Source organism: Collinsella acetigenes, assembly GCF_012844445.1.
In the GTDB taxonomy this organism is placed as follows: domain Bacteria; phylum Actinomycetota; class Coriobacteriia; order Coriobacteriales; family Coriobacteriaceae; genus Collinsella; species Collinsella acetigenes.
Genome location: NZ_JABBCP010000002.1, coordinates 553,282 through 571,841 on the forward strand (window position 1 = coordinate 553,282; position 18,560 = coordinate 571,841).

Annotated in this window: 15 protein-coding genes; all 15 read right to left on the minus strand. The window is 57.3% G+C overall.

What is annotated here, in order from left to right; all coding sequences use genetic code 11:
- Window position 1 precedes the first annotated feature (1 nt).
- Window positions 2-802 carry a phosphate ABC transporter substrate-binding protein gene (locus HF320_RS05600; protein ID WP_169277460.1) on the minus strand — a complete coding sequence of 267 codons (801 nt, stop codon included), beginning with the start codon at window positions 800-802 and terminating at the stop codon, window positions 2-4.
- A gap of 38 nt (window positions 803-840) precedes the next feature.
- Window positions 841-1,644, minus strand: coding sequence for a purine nucleoside phosphorylase YfiH/LACC1 family protein (locus tag HF320_RS05605; protein ID WP_169277401.1), 804 nt, complete (start codon window positions 1,642-1,644; stop codon window positions 841-843).
- Between the two features lie 138 nt (window positions 1,645-1,782).
- Window positions 1,783-2,922, minus strand: a complete 1,140-nt coding sequence (gene ftsZ, locus HF320_RS05610; protein ID WP_169277402.1) for a cell division protein FtsZ — start codon at window positions 2,920-2,922, stop codon at window positions 1,783-1,785.
- 201 nt (window positions 2,923-3,123) lie between these two features.
- Window positions 3,124-4,218 (minus strand): cell division protein FtsQ/DivIB, encoded by a 1,095-nt coding sequence (locus tag HF320_RS05615; protein WP_169277403.1) that lies wholly within the window; start codon window positions 4,216-4,218, stop codon window positions 3,124-3,126.
- Window positions 4,219-4,645: 427 nt separating this feature from the next.
- Window positions 4,646-5,557: a UDP-N-acetylmuramate dehydrogenase gene (gene murB, locus HF320_RS05620; protein ID WP_022386989.1), complete on the minus strand. Its 912-nt coding sequence runs from the start codon at window positions 5,555-5,557 to the stop codon at window positions 4,646-4,648.
- Between the two features lie 3 nt (window positions 5,558-5,560).
- Complete coding sequence (gene murC, locus HF320_RS05625; RefSeq protein WP_169277404.1) at window positions 5,561-6,985, minus strand: UDP-N-acetylmuramate--L-alanine ligase; 1,425 nt, start codon at window positions 6,983-6,985, stop codon at window positions 5,561-5,563.
- An 85-nt stretch (window positions 6,986-7,070) separates the two neighbouring features.
- Entirely contained in the window at window positions 7,071-8,192 is a 1,122-nt protein-coding gene (gene murG, locus HF320_RS05630) for an undecaprenyldiphospho-muramoylpentapeptide beta-N-acetylglucosaminyltransferase (protein WP_169277405.1), read from the minus strand.
- Window positions 8,182-9,777 carry an FtsW/RodA/SpoVE family cell cycle protein gene (locus tag HF320_RS05635; protein ID WP_169277406.1) on the minus strand — a complete coding sequence of 532 codons (1,596 nt, stop codon included), beginning with the start codon at window positions 9,775-9,777 and terminating at the stop codon, window positions 8,182-8,184. Before HF320_RS05635 ends, murG begins: the two co-directional genes overlap by 11 nt.
- 8 nt (window positions 9,778-9,785) lie before the next feature.
- Window positions 9,786-11,201 (minus strand): UDP-N-acetylmuramoyl-L-alanine--D-glutamate ligase, encoded by a 1,416-nt coding sequence (gene murD / locus HF320_RS05640; protein ID WP_169277407.1) that lies wholly within the window; start codon window positions 11,199-11,201, stop codon window positions 9,786-9,788.
- A 9-nt stretch (window positions 11,202-11,210) separates the two neighbouring features.
- Window positions 11,211-12,242, minus strand: a complete 1,032-nt coding sequence (gene mraY, locus HF320_RS05645) for a phospho-N-acetylmuramoyl-pentapeptide-transferase (protein ID WP_040220318.1) — start codon at window positions 12,240-12,242, stop codon at window positions 11,211-11,213.
- The gene (locus HF320_RS05650; protein ID WP_169277408.1) at window positions 12,236-13,669 is read right to left on the minus strand and encodes a UDP-N-acetylmuramoyl-tripeptide--D-alanyl-D-alanine ligase; all 1,434 of its coding nucleotides are present in this window, start codon (window positions 13,667-13,669) and stop codon (window positions 12,236-12,238) included. The genes mraY and HF320_RS05650 overlap by 7 nt, the downstream gene beginning before the upstream one ends.
- Window positions 13,670-13,777: 108 nt before the next feature.
- The gene (locus HF320_RS05655) at window positions 13,778-15,562 is read right to left on the minus strand and encodes a peptidoglycan D,D-transpeptidase FtsI family protein (RefSeq protein WP_248276609.1); all 1,785 of its coding nucleotides are present in this window, start codon (window positions 15,560-15,562) and stop codon (window positions 13,778-13,780) included.
- 46 nt (window positions 15,563-15,608) lie between these two features.
- Window positions 15,609-16,112, minus strand: a complete 504-nt coding sequence (locus HF320_RS05660) for an FtsB/FtsL family cell division protein (protein ID WP_169277409.1) — start codon at window positions 16,110-16,112, stop codon at window positions 15,609-15,611.
- 93 nt (window positions 16,113-16,205) lie between these two features.
- Window positions 16,206-17,171 carry a 16S rRNA (cytosine(1402)-N(4))-methyltransferase RsmH gene (gene rsmH / locus HF320_RS05665; protein ID WP_022386999.1) on the minus strand — a complete coding sequence of 322 codons (966 nt, stop codon included), beginning with the start codon at window positions 17,169-17,171 and terminating at the stop codon, window positions 16,206-16,208.
- Window positions 17,172-17,204: 33 nt separating this feature from the next.
- A complete protein-coding gene (locus HF320_RS05670) occupies window positions 17,205-17,642 on the minus strand; it encodes a division/cell wall cluster transcriptional repressor MraZ (protein ID WP_040220313.1) in 438 nt (145 codons plus the stop codon).
- Between the last annotated feature and the right edge of the window lie 918 nt (window positions 17,643-18,560).

Sequence of the window (18,560 nt, forward strand, 5' to 3'; positions counted from 1 at the left end):
CTCACTCCCCCGAAGATTCGTCGTCGGTCACGGGAATAAAGCCCGCGTCGCGCACGATGGAATCCATCTTGTCGGAGATCACGTAGTCGATATATGCCTGAGCCTCGGGGTTCGGCGTTCCCTTGACGTAAAAATACAAATCGCGGGAAATAGGATAACCACCCGAGGCAATTGTCTTCTCGGAGGGCTCGACGTGGTTCACGCTAATGGCGCGTACGGCGGTCTGAGCGAACTTGGACTCCACAAAGCCAAGAGAAATGTAACCGATGGCACCCGCACTGCGGCTCACGACATCGCGCACTTGACCGGTACCGGAAAGGACAGCGGCGCGGCGATCAAAGGAGGCCCCGTCCATGACGATGGATTTGAAGGCCTCGCGCGTACCGGATGCCTCATCGCGGTTGACGAGCTGAATCGTTAGATCATCGCCGCCCACTTGACTCCAATTGGTGATCTTGCCGGCATAGATGTCGCGCAGCTGATCGGTCGAGAGATTCTGCACGGGATTATCGGTGTTAACGATCACGGCGATGCCATCGTGAGCGATAACGATCTCGGTGAGGCCGAGTTTCTGCTCGTCGGCATTTACTTGACGCGAAGACGAGGCGATGTCTGCCGTGCCGTTTGCGACGGCCTCGATGCCCGCGGAAGAACCCAGGCCACTCACCAGCACCGAGACGCCGGTCTCATCCTGGTAACCCTCGGCGGCAGACTCGGCGATGGGCAGGCAGGTGGTAGAACCCGCCACGGTAATTTGCTTGGACGAGGACGCAGATGTATGGCAACCGGTGAGCGGAAGCATCAAACCAGCGGCTACGCATGCCAAAAAGGAACGTCGACTTACCGCATAAGAGCCAGGGCAGCATGACGGCCGCACATTCCCTGCTCTTTGCGATACGAGTAAAACCTCTCGTTGAGGCTCATGGTCGAGAGACGTGTATCGTGAATCCCGCACAGAGGAACTCCCACTTCTACAAGGGACTGTTCAATGGCGCGTACAAGATCAAGCTTGCGCGACGCAGATTCTTTAATGCTATCAAATTGTAAAGCGAATGTATGCAGCAAATCAGACGATACCTCGTATTCATCTCCAAGAATATGCGGTCCGATATACGCATGGACTTGCTCAATGGGCATGCATGTCGCCCCAGAAAGGACACGGGCGGCAGATGCGGCGATGCGCGCATACGTGCCGCGCCAGCCGGAATGCACCACTGCAAAGCCTCCCGGGCAGGTCAGGATAACCGGTACGCAATCGGCAAAGCAAAGCATGACGGGCACCTGCGCCTGCGTGCAAACGATAGCATCGGCCCCTTTGGCAATGCGGGCGCGCACGGAGTCGAGAACGGATGCATCGGCAGAATCGACTACGACGACATTGTCTCCATGAACTTGATTGGGCACTAGCAGGCAATCAAGATAGGCCTCCCCTCCCAAAGCAGCAAGCGCACGACGACGGTTCTCGGCAACCGCCAGCGGATCGTCGCCAACATGGGTTCCCAAATTCAAGGAAGCGTACGGAGAAGCAGAGACACCACCGGTGCGCTCGGTAAACCCAAATGCGATACCGTACTCCTCACCGCCCACGACCGTCACGCCGTTATTTGTCAGGCGCTCAAGCTTAATTGGCTGTCCGCACGCCATGCCATGCTCCCTTCGAGAGATGCGATCACCCTAAAGAGGAGACCGATTGAAATAAATGCAGAACAGGGGGTGCGGAATATCGTATCCGCACCCCCTGTGGTTCAAACTATCCCGCAGGAAACATCCTGCAAAAAGCTGTTAGAAATTGCCGCGCTTCAAGAAATCGGGCAGCTCAAACTGCTCGTTGCCAAAGTTGGGAAGCTCAGAGCCGCCCACGTTGCGCGTTGCTGCGGGGGCAGCATGCGCCGGCGTGGAGGCATCGCTTGCAGACTTCGAGGCAGAAGACTGGGTCTGGCCAAACAGCTGATCTTGACGGTTGACGTTGGCATCGCTAAAGCCAGTAGCGATAACGGTGATGCGAACCTGGTCACCCAGGGATTCGTCGACAACGGTACCGAAGATGATGTTGGCCTCGGGGTCGACAGCGTTGGCCACAAGGTCGGCAGCGTCGTTGATCTCCTGGATGCCCAGGTCCTTGGAGCCGGCAATGGAAAGAAGCACGCGCGTGGCGCCATCGATGGAGCTCTCGAGCAGGCGGCTGGAAATGGCCTGCTGAGCAGCGTCCACGGCGCGGGTGTCGCCGGATGCGGTGCCAATGCCCATCATGGCGGTACCAGCCTGCTTCATGATGGTCTTGACGTCAGCGAAGTCCAGGTTAATGATGCCCGGGACGGTGATGAGGTCCGTAATGCCCTGGGTACCCTGAGAAAGCACGCCATCGGCAGTAGCGAATGCCTCAAGCATCGTGGTCTTCTTCTCGGCGATGTCGAGCAGCTTGTCGTTAGGAATAACGATCATGGTGTCAACGCACTCGGAAAGCGTCTTGATACCCTCTTCGGCAGAAGACTTGCGTTTGCGGCCCTCGAAGGTGAAGGGCTTGGTCACAACAGCGACGGTAAGCGCGCCAACTTCGTTCATAGCGATATCGGCAACGATGGGAGCGGCTCCGGTACCGGTGCCACCGCCCTCGCCGCACGTAATGAACACCATGTCGGCGCCGGCGAGCGCCTCGGAGATATCGTCGCGGCTCTCGTCTGCTGCCTTACGGCCAACCTCGGGGTTCGCGCCTGCGCCCAGACCACGGGTAAGGTCGGTACCGATGTGAACCTTGATGTCAGCATCGGAAATAGCCAATGCCTGCGCATCGGTGTTGATAGCGACGAACTCGACGCCGCGAATGCCCTCTTCGATCATGCGGTTGACGGCGTTGGTGCCACCGCCACCTACACCCACCACCTTGATGACGGCAAGATAATTATTGATCTCGTTCTCGTGCATTTGACGGTCCTCCGAACAGTGGGTAAGGCGCTTTGCGTTTATACGACGTTAACCCTCAAGTAGAGATTAAATGTCGAGGTAAACCATGGTATGTTTGCACATTGAGGGCAAATAAGTCAAACCCCCGTAATCAAAAATATGGATTTCGCAGGTAAACGGCTATGCCGCTCACGGAACTCAAGCTCAGGCGCTCGAGCGCCCCTACAGATCGACCGAACGATATGTGTAGGCGTCGGGCGTTCTCACATTAATATAGGTAACCCCCTTCTGCTCCTCCAAAAGCTTGGTCACGATGCGTTCCTTCTTTTGAATGTCGTCGGCATCGCCCAAGGAAACCTCAACGCCGTTGTCGAGGTTGCAGGCAAGAGCCTGAACCGAGGGGACCGAGAAACTTTTGACCTGCGCCAGGAAATCAGGCGAGAAACCCGCGATATACTTGAGCGCCGCAGCCAAGCCCTCCCCCTTTACCTTCGAGCCGCTCAAAGGCGAAACATCGGTACCCATATTGGTGAGAAGCACGGCATTGAGCTGCTGCGCCACCGCGCGAGCGGCATCCTCGCCCGAAAGCAGGGTTACGCCGTCGGCAGTTTTGACGGGCTCCTGGCCATCTTTTGCATCCGCAGCGTCTGCCTGGGCATCGGGCACATCGCTACTGTCAGAATCATCCATCGAATCGGAGGAGACGTCCTGGCTATCGTCGGAGGCGTCTTCCGATGAAGAATCGTCCGTGTGGTTATCGGCTGCCGGCGCAGCAAGTCCCGTTGCATCCACCACGTTGCCATCGGCATCAAGGCCCACGGCAAGCGAAACGGGCGCGATCCAGGTATCGTCATCTCCGATGGCCCAAGCCACATTATCGGCAGAGATATAGGCAACGGCCACGACCTTGCGCTCGGTAGGCGTGATGATGAGCTTATGGGGGAACTCGCGCTTTACATCCACGCCCTTCACCCAAGGACTCTTTTTAAGACTCTGGACAATCGCATCGCTATCGACGTTGAGCAACGTCGTGTCGTCGGGGAGGTCGATAAGCTTTTGAGCGGTCTCCTTCGAAATATGCTCCGAACCGTTGATCTCGATATCCGTGGCGGCAAAGAGGCTCGACTTGAACAGAATGGTCCCAACGATAAAAAGAACCACGACCACGGCAGCGGCGGCGCTTGCAACAAGACGAGCTGAAGAGGACAGCTGCGGCAGATGAATTGAAGAGGCGACAGAGCGAATAGCGCCGAGAACCGGGTTTTCCCGCTTTGTATTGCCCCGAGAAAGCGAACCGGTGGAGCGGCGGTCGGGCATTTTGAGTCTCGAGGAAGATTGTGGGCGAGCCGCCACGCCACGACCGATAGGTGTCATCTGCGAGCGCGAAGCAGGACGCTGCGGACGCACGGGAGGTGTAGGCGACATGGTGCGGCGGAGGGAAACGTTTCCGCGACGCGCAAGGCTCGCCGTCCGCCGCGCGGACGGTTGGGTGTGCGGACGAGCCGACGGGCGACCGGCACTCGGACGCGCCGAAGCCGGACGCGCAAGCTGACGACCGGCGCTCGATTGACGCGGTATCGGACGCGCTCCCTGAGGACGCGAGGACGGACGGGGCCGCTTGGCTATGGACTGTGACTGACGAGCCTGATGAGGGCGCCCTGTGGAACGAGAAGACGAAGGCCCCAACGAAGACGTGCGAGGACGAGAAGACGACGTTACGGCACGACGAGGCGTCGGCTTCCCATTAGAAGCCGAGGAATTTGACTTCCGGCTGTAGCTCGACGCCATACGTTTCCTTAACCTTCGCGTGCACGTGCTGAATCACGGACAGAACATCTTTGGCCGTTGCCGACCCATTATTGACAATAAAGTTAGCGTGAACGGGAGAAACCTCCGCGCCGCCAACCGAAAAACCCTTCAATCCACAGTCGTCAATCATAGCGCCGACACTTTTATCGGATGGATTACGAAAAACAGAACCGCACGAAGCCTTACCGATAGGCTGCGAGCGACGCCGACGCCCCAGATAGCGCTCCATGCGCTCGCGGATGTCATCTTTTTTACCAGGCTTCAAAACAAGGGTTGCCTCAAGAACGATCTCGGAACCGGGAAGACCCGTCTCGCGATAGCCCCAATAGATATCGTCATGATCGTAATAGCGCAAGCCCTCGCCCGGAACATACGTGACAAGGGACTCGACCAGCTGGCCAATCCATTCGCGTCGAGTGCCTGCGTTCATAGAGACGGCACCGCCCACGGTACCGGGAATGCCCACAGTGAACTCCAGGCCCGAAAGCCCGCGCGACATCATTTCGTTAACAAGGCGCGAGAGCACAGTCGCCGCACCCACCGTGACGTGAACGCCGTCTTCGGCGATAACAGTGCGCTGGAACTCACGTCCCAAAACGATCACAGCCCCCTGGTATCCGTCATCGGAAACGAGAATATTCGATCCCCTTCCCAAAAGAACCCAGGGAATCTGCTCGCGCGAGAGCACTTCAACCGCACGTCGCAAACCATGGTAGCTCTGGCAGGTTATGAACAGCGAGGCAGGACCACCTACACGGTAGGTGGTATGGCGCGACATGCGCTCGTCCTCGATGATATCGATGTCCGCGGCACCCGAAAGCGCCATGATGGCGTTGAACAGGCCCATAGCCTACTGCGCGTCCTTCGACTGCTCCTGAGCATGCTCAAGATACTCCGGACCCACCGCGGTAACGTCGCCCGCACCCATAGTGATCAACAGGTCGCCCTCATGCGCGTTCTCGTCGATGAGCTTCATGAGCGCCGGACGGTCGGGGGCATAGAATACGGGCTTTCCAGGATGACGCTCAGCGATCAGGTCTGCGAGCATCTTGGAGGTAGCGCCGGGGATGGGCATCTCGCCCGCCGAGAATACGTCAATCAGGATAACGGCATCAGCATCGGCGAAGGCATCGGCAAAATCGCTGGCAAGCGCCTGCAAACGCGAATAGCGGTGCGGCTGAAACACCACAACAACGTGCTTGAAGTCGAGCGTCTTTGCGGCCTTGAGCGTAGCGCCCACCTCGGTGGGATGGTGACCGTAATCATCGACCACGCAAACGCCGCGCGTATCGCCCACGTGGGTGAAACGGCGACGGACGCCATCGAACGTGGAGAGCGAAGCTGCCGCAGCATCGACATCGAGGCCGAGCACGGAAGCAACGATGAGGGACGCGCACGCGTTGAGCATATTGTGGCGGCCCGGATTGTTCTTGATGGAAACGCGGCGCTGCACGCCGTCCACGGTAGCGACAAAGCTGCCGCCAAGCGCATGCGTACAGGCATCGGGCTTGACCACGACGTCGTTCTCGTTGGCAAAACCATAGGTAATGACATGCAATCCCGTGCTGTGAGCGAGCTCGGCCAGACGCGGGGAGTCGCCGCAGACAATGATGGTTCCGTCCTCGCCCACGAGCTTCATGAACTTGACGAACGTAGCCTCGATCTCTTCGAGAGAGCCGTAGTGATCAAGATGATCGGCCTCAACGTTGGTAACAACCACCACATTGGGGTCGAGATACAAAAACGAGCTGTCGGATTCATCGGCCTCGCATACAAAATACTCGCTCGAGCCATTGCGACCGTTGGTGTCATAGCCCTCGACGATACCGCCGATCAAGAAGCTGGGGTCAAGGCCCATGCGATCGAGCATCGTGGCGCACATGGAAGACGTAGTCGTCTTGCCATGGGTGCCCGCAACGGCAACCGTCGTATGGCCATGGCCCAAGGCAGAAAGCATCTTTGCGCGGGGCCAAACGGGAATACCCAATTCGCGAGCACGAATCAACTCGGGATTTGACTCGGGAATAGCCGTGGAGACAACCACGACATCGGGCTGTACCTCATCGATGGTTTTGGCATCATGGCCCACGTGGATATCGACGCCGGCGCGCGTGAGCTGGCGAATATAGCGAGAGGTCTTAAGATCGGAACCCGTCACGACAAAGCCACGCTCGTGCAGCACGAGAGCGATACCGCTCATACCAGCGCCGCCAATCCCGATAAAGTGGGCGCGCTTAAACGTCGGCTCGCTGGATGCATTCTGGATATCTGCCATAGGTCCATCTACTCCTTGCAGCGAATAAACAATCTTCAACCTGCTTACTGTACCGCAACTCGTCCAGACAGACCAAAGCGATGCGTTATCTGCGCAATCCCTCTATGGCATCAGCAAGAGTCGAAGCAGCCCGATCTTGTGCAAGTCCGCGCGCCGCGTCGTGCATATCTGCACGGCGAGCAGGATCATCCAGCAGCTCAAGCACGGTGTGCTTGAAGTTTTCGCCATCGATATCGGCATCGGCAAACATAACGGCGGCGTTCGCATCAACCAGGAAGCGAGCGTTGGTCGTTTGATGATCGGCCGTAGCAAGCGGGTACGGCACGAGCACAGAAGGAACGGCCAGAGCCGCGATTTCGGCGACGCTTGAAGCGCCGGAGCGGGAAAGAACAAGGTCTGCCGCGCTCAGCATATCGCCCATATTGTCGATATAAGGCATCAGGCGATATCGATGCTTGTCGGTTTCGGTAAGGGCAAGCGCTGCCGCCGTGTCATCATAGCCGTCCGCACCGGTGGAATGAACCACATAGAGGTTCTCGCGTGCTAAGAGTTCAGACTTAAGCGAAGCCATGCGCTCGTTGAGATGCTTGGCGCCAAGCGAGCCGCCAAAGACCAAAAGCACCGTAGCATCGTGCGGAATATCCAACGCCTCACGCCCACGCATCCGATCGCCGGCAAGCACGGAAGCGCGCACGGGATTGCCCGTGAACTCGATACGCTTCGCACCCGCGTGCTCAAAAATGGGGCGCACGCTCGGCTGCGCGATCGCAACAAGGCTTGCGATCTTTGCGGACTGCTTATTGGCAAGGCCGGGAACGGAGTTCTGCTCGTGCAGGACCACAGGGATACCGAGTTTTGCCGCTGCCCGCACCAAAGGAAGCTCGACATAGGCGCCAAAGCCAATCGCCACATCGGGCTTGAGAGCAGGATTTTGCTTGAAGGTGCGCACCAGACGACGCTCCTCGCGCGAAAGATGTGCGAGAGCAGTGATAAGCGTCCAGGGGCGCGCACGGTCAAAACCAGTCACCTCCACCGGAAAGAAGTCGAATCCGGCCTCGGGAACCAACTTGCCCTCGAGACGACGCGTCTCGCCAAAGAAACGAACGTCGTGCCCGCGTGAGGCGAGTTCGTCTGCCAGTGCAAGCGCGGGATTGACATGGCCGGCGGTGCCGCCGGCGGCAATTGCAATCGACATCTTATCGGTCATAACGGTCCCTTCTGTAATCCGACCTGCGACGCGGCTGTCCATCACGCCCATCGCCGCGCAGGCGATCGGTGGGGTCGGCGTTCAAATCAACTCGGTTCCATCCCCCATTAGTGCGAGAAGAAGGTCTTCTTGAGTAGGAGCCCTGCGATCGAGCGGCGCGGGTGCGGGGCTCCTGGGCGCTCTTTCCGTCCATCACCGTGAATCCCGCTCGCCCATTCGACACCGCACGGCCAGAACGCGTGCGAACGCGGCCCGCAGTACTCACACCGATATGATCGGAAACGTCTTCATCTTCGTCCATAACGGCAAAGCTACGACGACGAGCATCGTAGACGGTGCGAGCGTTGCTCTCGACGGACACGCGAATGATCAAGCCGGCCAAAATGAGGGAGGATATCATCGACGATCCGCCATAGCTGATAAAGGGCATTGTCTTTCCCGACATGGGAATGATGTTCAAAACGCCCGCAGCGTTGATAAAGAACTGAAGCGCGAGCATAAGGGCAGATCCCTGCGCAATCATACGCCCCTTGAGGTCAGGTGCCTGGCGGCCAATCTGGAATGCAGCGTAGATAAGCACAGCAAAGACAGCTAAGAACAGCATGGTGCCCACAAAACCAAGCTCTTCGCCGATGATCGAGAAAATATAGTCGTTATGGGCCTCGGGCAGATAACTGTATTTCATCGTAGAGTTGCCGATGCCGCGCCCGAACAGACCGCCCGAGGTAAACGCCATAATAGCGAGCGTGGCTTGAAAACCGCTGCCGTATTTATCGAGCCAAGGGTCGGATTGCACCAAGAATCGCTCAAGTCGGTACGGGGTAAGCGCAATCATGCCCACCAAAAGAATCACGATAAAGCCGACGGCGCCCCAAACCACCTTCCATGAAAGGCCGCAGAGAAAAAGCATCGCGAACACCGTGGCAAAAATAATCATGAACGTGCCCGTGTCCGGCTCAAACAGGATGAGCAGCGCGGGAACACCAACAACAAACGCAAGCTGCTTCAAAAGGCCATTGGAATCGATCTGTTCTTTATTGTAAAAAACGTCCAGCACACCCGCGACCATGATGACGATCAAGGGCTTGATGAACTCAGAGGGCTGAAACAGGAAACCTGCAAAAAGCCTGATCCAGCGCCTCGCGCCACCGGCGCCAGCACCAACAAACAGGACCAGCAGAAGGACGAACGTAAGGGTGCCCCAAACGGCCTTTGCTAGCGTTTTTGTAGCGAAATCCCACGGTATCGCGCGAAACGAGATGAGTGCGCACAGCACAGAACCTACAGCAGCGAAGCCGAACTGTCGTTTAAAGAAATACAAAGCATCGCCTTGCTCAGACAGGGCCTCGACCGAAGATGCGGAGAAAACCATAAGCAAACCAAAGGCGACAAGCGCCACAAGGCAAGCAATGAACACAAGGCGTGGACGCATAATGCGGGCGGGAACGCCCGCGATTAGCTTATCGCCCCAGGAAGAATGCTCGGGAGAGGCATCGCGCGTCACGCGGTCGCCCTTATGACGCTTCACAGCGCCCTGGGCTCGCCCCGCCGATCCATCGCGCATGCCAGCGTTAGTTTCTCGCACGCTCTCCCCTAGCCCTCGATAGCAGCGGCATCGGCCGCACGAAGCTCGTCGAGATAGGATTTGAATGCGCGTCCACGCTCTTCGTAACCAGAGAACTCGTCAAACGAAGAGCAGGCGGGAGAGAACAGCACAACATCATCAGCATGGGCAAGTGTACGAGCAACGTCAACGGCATCGCGCATATGCTCCGCGCGCGCAAGCGTCACGCCGCTGCCCTTTGCGCCGGCAAATTCAAGCGCGTGCTCAAAGCGCTCGGCAGCCTCGCCAAAGCAAACAACAGCAACGACGTGCTGACACACGATACGCGAAAAATCCTCCAAGGGAGTCCCCTTGTCGTGACCGCCCAAAAGCAAGATCACGCGGTCGCGAGGAAATGCCGTGAGGGCCTTTTCGACTGCGTCGGTGTTGGTTGCCTTTGAATCGTTGTAAAAGCGAACGCCCGCGATAGAGCCTGCGGGCTCGATACGATGCTCGAGCGGCGCAAAGTTCACAAGCCCCGCACGCACCGAAGCCGCAGAAGTGCCGCAAGCGAGGGCTGCTGCGGCCGCGGCCAATGCGTTGATAACATTGTGGTGACCGGCGATCTGCAAGTCCGCCGTGGAAACCAGCTCGTTTTCCACGCCCGCCAGGCGCACGACCATACGACCATCACGCACAAAGGCAGCGTCATCGGCGCCGCTGTCCTCGCAGGAGAGCGAAAGCACACGTCGACCGGACTTGAAAATCTCATCGCGATGGGCCATGTTGCCCTCGTCCTCGACATCGACGATAGCCAGATCGCACTCGTCCATATTCTGGAACAAGCGAATCTTGGCTTCGGCATAGTTTTCGTGCGTACGATGCCATGCCAGATGGTCGTCCGTGATATTGAGCAGAATCGCTACGCGCGGATGGAGCTCCTTTGTGGTGGCAATCTGATAGCTCGAAAGCTCAGCGCAAAACCAGGAGCCATCTGCGCGGCCATCGACCTCGTTAATAGGAGGGTTGCCAATATTGCCAACGGCAACGCTGGGGATATCGGCAAAACGAAGCAGATGGTCGACAAGCGACGTAGTGGTGGTCTTACCGTTGGTCCCCGTCACCGCACACCAGTTGCTCGGCGAAAGACGGAAGGCGAACTCGGGCTCGCCCATAATTTCATTCGAATGAGCACGGCCGGCGGCAAAAAAGTCGCTAAATTCAGAAATACCGGGGCTGGAAACGCAGATGTCGTATGCACCCTCGACGTCCTCGGTGCCAAAAACAAAGCGAGCGCCCGCACGCTCAAGCTCGCGAGTGCGATCGTTGGGCTGCGCTTTTGCTCCACCGTACATGGTTACGTCAGATACACGGTCGCCCAGATGGGAACATGCCCACTGGACAACATCGAGACCCGAAGAGCCCTGGCCTAAGACCAGAAGCGAGAACGTCTGCGGCAATGGCATAAGAAATCACTATCCCAGCTGGAAGAAAAGAGCAAGACCGAGCGCGCCAAAGGCGGCGGCCACGATCCAAAAACGAATGACAACCTTGGTCTCCGCCCAGCCCTTCTGCTCAAAATGATGATGAATGGGAGCCATGAGGAATACGCGCTTCTTGGTGAAGTGGTAGCTCACGACCTGAATCATGACAGAAAGCGCCTCGACGATGAAAAGACCACCGATAATGAGCGAAGACACCTCGGTATTGGTGACAATGCCCATGCAGGCAAAGCCGGTGCCCAAAGCAAGAGAACCGGTATCGCCCATAAAGATACTCGCTGGATAGCAGTTAAACCAAAGGAAGCCAAGGCATCCGCCCGCAGCAGCAGCGCCAAAGATAGCAAGGTTGGAATCACCGCAAAGAAACGCGATGGCAGCCATGATAAGCAAGGCGATCATCGACGTGCCGCCGGCGAGTCCGTCCAGGCCGTCCGTAAGGTTGACGGCGTTGGAGAAACCAGCGATCAAAAGCCAAGTAAAAACAACAAAAAGCCAGGGCACGGTAAATGGCGTACCCGCAACGTCAAACGTCGTAGAGAGCACGGAAAGATCGATGGCAAAACCGCCCGGAAAGCGCACCTCGGCGGGAACTCCGCAAAAATTGACGGCACCCAAGCAAAAGATGATGCAGATCAGGGTAAGGCCAAACATCTTGGCGCGCGGCGTCAAGCCAAGCGAGCGCCCGTGCGTTACCGACGTGAGGTCGTCAATCAGGCCGAGCACGCCAGTGGCAACCGTAGCGATAAGCACAAGCAACATCTCGGTCGTGTGCTTTGCCATGATCAAGCAGGTGAGCACGATGGCGATGAGAATCACCACGCCGCCCATGGTGGGCGTTCCCTGCTTGACGAGGTGGCGCTTGGGGCCATCGGCGCGAACCTGCTGACCGATGCTTTCGTACTTGAGAATCTTAATCCACAGGGGCATGAGGACAATCGTGATAAGAGCGGCGATGCCCAGAGCCAAGAAAGCCTGATACGTGGGGTAAGACGCGTTGCCTAGCATGCGCAGACCTCCTCAACAAAACGATCGAGCCCAACGGCGCGAGAGCCCTTGGCAAGAACCAAGTCGGACGCGCAGAATGACGAGGAGAAGCGCTCGATAAGCTGATCGGTATCGCTCACGATGAAGATCTGATCGTCGGGCATTCCCATGAGCTTTGCAGCGGCAGCCATCGCAGCGGCGGCTTCGCCGCCAACGCATACGAGCGTCGAAAGCTTCTTAGCGGCGGCATAGGCGCCCGTCAGGGCATGAAGGCGCTCCGTGTCGTCGCCAAGCTCGCCCATCTCGCCCAAAATGGCAATGCGAGCGCCCTCGCACGGCAAGGAGCACAGCAGGTCAAGGGCAGCTGCCATCGACTCGGGGGCAGCATTGTAGGTGTCGTCGATGACGCGAGCGCCGCAGGCGGCACGGCGAACTTCCTGACGACGACCGGTGATCTGCAGAGACGTCAAGACCGAATCGATTTCCTTGGCGCTCACACCCAAACGATGAGCAATGGAAGCAGCATACACAACATTGATAACAGCCTGCGCACCGGGAAGGGCCACATGGGTGTCCAGAGAAGTGCCATCAGCAAAGGTGAGCGTGAAATAGGGCTGCCCCTCATCGCTCACGCGAACATCGCTCACACGCACGTCGTCGCTAGCAGCCGAGCCGCACAGAAGCACATCGACACCGGCAGGATCGGCAAATCCCCTGCGGATAAACGGGGTGAAATCGTCCTCGCCATTCATGACCAGAAGAGGGGTCTCGCCTTCACGCGCAGGCACCATGCCAGAGATTATCTCGGCCTTTGCGCGCGCGATGTTCTCGCGGCTGCCAAGCATGCCGATGTGCGACGTGCCCACCTTGGTGATCACCGCGTAAGCCGGGCGGGCGCATGCCGTAAGACGAGCGATCTCGCCCGTGGCGTTCATACCCATCTCGAGCACAAGCATCTCGGTATCGGCAGGTGCTGCAAGAATCGTCAAGGGCATACCGATGAGATTGTTGAAGTTACCGCTCGTCACATGGACACGGTAACGGCAGGCAAGCATCTTTGCCAACGAGTCCTTCGTGGTGGTTTTGCCGATGGAACCCGTCACGCCGATAACGGTGGCATTGAGACCCATGCGGTAGTGGTGCGCCAGGGAAAGCAAGAACTCCATTGGGTCTTCGCAGGTAAACAGCGCGCAACCATGTTCGTTTGCAAGGTCAATCAAATCCGACGTGGGCTCGACCGTAAGAACAACTGCTCCGGCGCCGGCCTCGATGGCCGCAGGCGCAAACGAGTTTCCGTCTACGCGCTCGCCCGAAAAGGCGACGAAGATCGAATCGGGCTGAACCTGGCGCGAATCGATAACGCACCCTTTACAAATGCGATTCTCGTCACCGGACTTGCGCTGCACATCGCACACGCGCTCAATGTCCTTGACTGCGATTTCTATCATGCATGCTCCTTTGCGAGCCAATATTCCAGCCGATTATTGTACCGTTGCCATGCACCTTTGTGGTGCAGGCCCTGTGTGAATGCGGGCGCAAACAGCGCAGTCCAGCTTCTATGAAGTGGGCTGAATGTCCAAAATAGTCAAAGCGCTCTCCATAACGGTGGCGAAGGGCGGTGCGGCAGCCGTGGAGATATAGGGCGTTCCATCGAGCGTCACATAGGCCATCACCTGGGGGTCGTCTGTGGGGGCAAAACCGATAAACGAAGACATATAGACATCTTTTTGATAACCGCCATCCTCGCTCGCGCGCTGTGCGGTGCCCGTTTTTCCCGACACGTCATAGCCGGGAACCTGGCCAAGCGTACCCGTTCCCTCGTCAACAACGGTCTTCATCATATCGGCAACTTGCCTAACGGTCTCCTTGGAAAAAACGCGCTTTTCCTTATCCGACCAGTCCTTTTCCTCGCCGCCACAGGACTTGAGAAAATGCGGAACAGTCATAATGCCCTTGTTCGCGATAGCACTCATACCGTGAAGCACACTCACGGGAGAAAGGGAGATTGCCTGACCAAAAGACATAGCGGCGACGCTTGCGCCATCGTATTCGTCGCGGTCTTTAACGATGCCCAAACTCTCACCGGGAAAATCGACCCCTACTTTTTTGCCAAAACCAAACTTCTTTATATATTTGCCAAAGAGGTCGGCTCCTATTTGCTTGCCCACGAGCACCATGCCGGTATTGGAAGAGCGGCGTAGGATTTCACGCATGGTCATGGTCATGGCGTAATCACGTAAATCGGAATCATACACGTCGTCGTCGCCGGCTTTGACAGTCGAAGGGACCTCGTAGGTCGTATCGGGACCGGCGATGCCCTCTTCGATAGACATGCCGCATACAAACGTCTTGAAAACGGAGCCGGGCTCGTAGGCATCGGTCACGACGCGTAGATTCATATCCTCGGCACGCGCAGTCGAAAGATCGCTGGGATTGTACGTGGGATACGAGCAGGCTGCGAAGATGTCACCAGTTCGAGGGTCGGACACGATGATGGAACCATAGTTCGCGTCCGCTCGCTCGACAGCCTCGGCCAGAGCCTCCTCCGCCGCCTGCTGGATATTGACGTCAATTGTCAAAACGATATCGGCACCGTCTTTTGCAGCCACCTTCTTGTAGGCACCGCCCGCCACATAGCTGCCATCGGCTGCATGCTCGCGTACGATGGAACCGTTTGTGCCCATCAACGTATCCTCATACTGGAGTTCGAGTCCAGAAATGCCATTATGCTCGGTATCGGTTACGCCCAGCAGCTGGGCGCAGGCGCTCCCAAAGGGATAAACGCGCTTCATAGAGGGCTCAAGCACGATGCCGGCAAGGCCGTACTTCTCGAGCTTCTCGCCCTCCTCGGTATCTACTTTTCGCTGGATATAGGTATAGGAGCGTCCGTTGACCGCCGCATTGCAGGTTTCCTCATCCACATCCAAGACATCCATCAAGGCGCGGATTACCTTGTTCTTCTTATCGACCTGACTTGGGTTAACCGCGATGTCATAGCAGTTCTCGCTCGAAGTAAGGACATTGCCATTGCGATCGTAGATAGTTCCACGCTTGGCGTAGAGAGTCTGGTTGTAGACGCGGCGCCAATACAGCTCATTCTCGGCACGATCGTCACCAAACACTTGGTATCTTCCAAGCTGGAATCCGCATGCAGCGCCCGCAACGCCAAGAAGCGCCAAAACGAACGTGCGCCTTGACACAGGCTCATGTGACACGTCCGCATGCAGCAGGTCGGTCTTCGGTGTAGCCCTGCGAGCACGCATAGCGCTACGTTGGGCCGACTGCGAGGTCCGAAGACGCGTTACGGCATCGTTGTTATGGTGGTTTCGATTTTGTGGCATGAAGCACCCGGGATCTAGAGCTTTTGACTACAGCATCCTATCACGGTTATTCGGCAGCAGGCGCCTGCTCCGCAGAAGCAGCATCCGATCCGGCATCCGCCGTCTGATCGCCCGAGAAATCGAGCGTGGTAGTGTCGTCGTCCCCAGCGCTCACCATACCAAGTGTTCCGGTAGCAAGATCGCGGATGCGCGTTTCGGAACCGTAGACGGAGCGCATGACCTGCAAGTTCGAGCTCTCTTGATGCGCCTGCTCAAGTGAAGTCGCCGCTTGTGCGTTGTTGTTGAGAAGAGCGGTAGTTGCGCCAGCGAGCGCAATACGGGCAAAGCCCACAATGCAGAAGAGCGCCACGAACACGAAGGCAAGCTTCATGACATGCGTGAAGTATGGGCTTACAGCCTGGTTGGCCTCGAGGCCCTCGCCCGATACAACATCGAGTCGCGGACGTTCGGGTGCTACCGGAGCCGGAGCTGCCGTGCGATTGGGATAGGAGACGGGTTGCGCCTCGTACATATCATAGGCGTATGCGGCATTTGAAGCGCGATAAGCCATGGCTGCAACCCCTCCTTCAACATCGTGGTGCTACATTTCAAGTTCGTTTAAACGTGCGCGGAGAAGGGCTGCTCGATGGACTTGCCGGAGTTATTAAATCCTCTCGGCAACGCGAATCTTCGCAGACCTCGCCCGCGGGTTGCGCTCTACCTCTTCGGCAGACGCAGCCAGGGGTTTTCGGGTAATGACCTTGACTATCGGCACATGACCGCACACGCAAACCGGAATATCCGGCGGGCATATGCACCCTTGGCTCTTTTCCTGGAACAGACGCTTGGTGATACGATCCTCAAGCGAGTGATACGAAATCACACAGATACGACCGCCAGGATTTGCCCAGCGAATCGCCGCTTCTAAGCCGCTCTCCAAGACATCGAGCTCATGGTTGACCTCGATGCGGATCGCTTGAAAGCTGCGACGCGCAGGATGTTTTCCGTGACGCCTCGCCGCAGCGGGGATCGCCGCCTTGATAACGTCCACGAAATCGTACGTGGTGCGAATCGGTTTCTCGGCGCGCACGCGAACGATCTCGCGGGCGATCTGCCGGGCGAACTTCTCCTCGCCGTACACGCGAAGAATGCGAGCGAGGTCTGCTTCGTTATACGTGTTTATGACCTCAGCTGCGTTTAAGGGATTGTTACTCGCATCCATCCGCATATCTAAGGGAGCATCTTCGTGATACGAAAAGCCCCTTCCAGGGAAATCGAGTTGCGGGCTCGATACGCCCAGGTCGAACAGGAAGGCGTCCACGCCAGGAACCTGTGCCGAGCAAAGCAGGCGGTCCAGGTCTCCAAAGTTGCCCTTGAGCAGCTTATGTGGGGTGCCAGGAGCCTCGGTGTCGAGTCGCTTTCCCGCGGCCTCCAGCGCCATGTCATCCTGATCGATACCCAGAAGCAGGCCAGTCTCCCCCACCTGCGCGGCCATCTTCACCGAGTGACCAGCGCCGCCGAGCGTGCAATCGCACACAACGGACCCGGGTTTGAGATCAAGGCCCTCGAGCACCTCGGGGAGCATTACGGGTTCATGCCGATATTCAGGTGTCAAAGTGCCCTCTCCCATACATGTCTCCTTAGGCGCCGTTAATGATGTCGACTAGCGATCGAAGAAGTTCGCCAGAGCGTCATCGACATCGGCCTGATGCTCCGCGTAAGCCTGACGATTCCAAATCGTAAGGCGGTCGCCGTCACCGGCGATTGTTACCTCGCGATCGAGATTCACCCGGTTGCGGTCTGCCTCCGGCAGGCTGATACGTGCGGCGGAGTCTATTTCGAGTGTGGTTGCCGCACCATTCAGTCCGCTTCTGACAGCACGATGATCTTTGCGGGTGGGGTCGTAACCACCATCTCGCTCGAACACGGCGTCAAGCCAAGCCTTGAAGGTGTCCTCGGTGAACACATACAGGGCATCGACTTCCTTTTCAGGAGCGGGAAGCACACGCACACTCTCACTGAGCTGCTTACGGAAGGCGGGCGGCAGAGAAAGGCGGCCTTTAGCATCGAGATTACGCTCGTACGTACCGCTTAAATACACTGCTGCACACCCCCTAGGCTTACTCGTGGGCGAATGCGGGAGCCACCCCGCTGTCGACGCTTTCAATATTATGGTCTGTGGGCACTTTTCGCAACACTTTTTCCCACTTTCTCCCCCACCGTCCCCCCACCGCCCCACGCCACACCCCATCCGTCCCGTTTAACGCTTTCAATGAAACACAAGATGTTGTGTTTAAAAACAGCGCTGCGTCAATAACTCGCCCTTCCCTGTTCGATGATCGCGTAGAAAAGGGGCGGGACTTTTTTCTGAAAAAAGGGGTTAATTGTGACGAAACTGTTTAACCCGCAGGTAGAGAGCTTAAAGAACCGCAACGCACCTGTGGTGGGAGAAAATGGGGGCAATTTATGGGGACTCGATCGAACCATTATCTATATATAGTGAAAAAGCCAAAAAAACGATTCGCACGCTAAATAAAACTGGCGCGATTATTCAGCCCTTTACGCTTGAAGCGAACTTCCCGCCCAACTTTTAGAGCCCCATGGGAACCAATCCCATAGACGCAAACGAACGGCAGCTCTTGGTGCATGCCGCGGCACGTGTCGGGTAGACTTCGATGGGATCTGCGACGAACAAGGCACCCTTTTGCTGCATATCGCAACAGGCTCAGCCATTGATCGGCGCCTTTCGAACAAATTCCCGCCGCATCAATCGAGCGGCCTGTTGCTTTTGGCAGATCGCCCATTGAGTGGCAGCTTTTCAAACACATCCCGCGGCATCAGCCAAAAGAATGGCGGTTTTTGAAGCAGACCTTGGCAGCACGGCCCAAATGAGGTCGCGTCACTAATTTTGGTGTAAAAGGCCTCCCGGCGACGCGCCGGGAGGCCCGGCCGTTCCCTAGAATCGTGGGTCACCACAACTTACGGTCCTAGAGAAAGGAACGGCCAGATGGATACCATA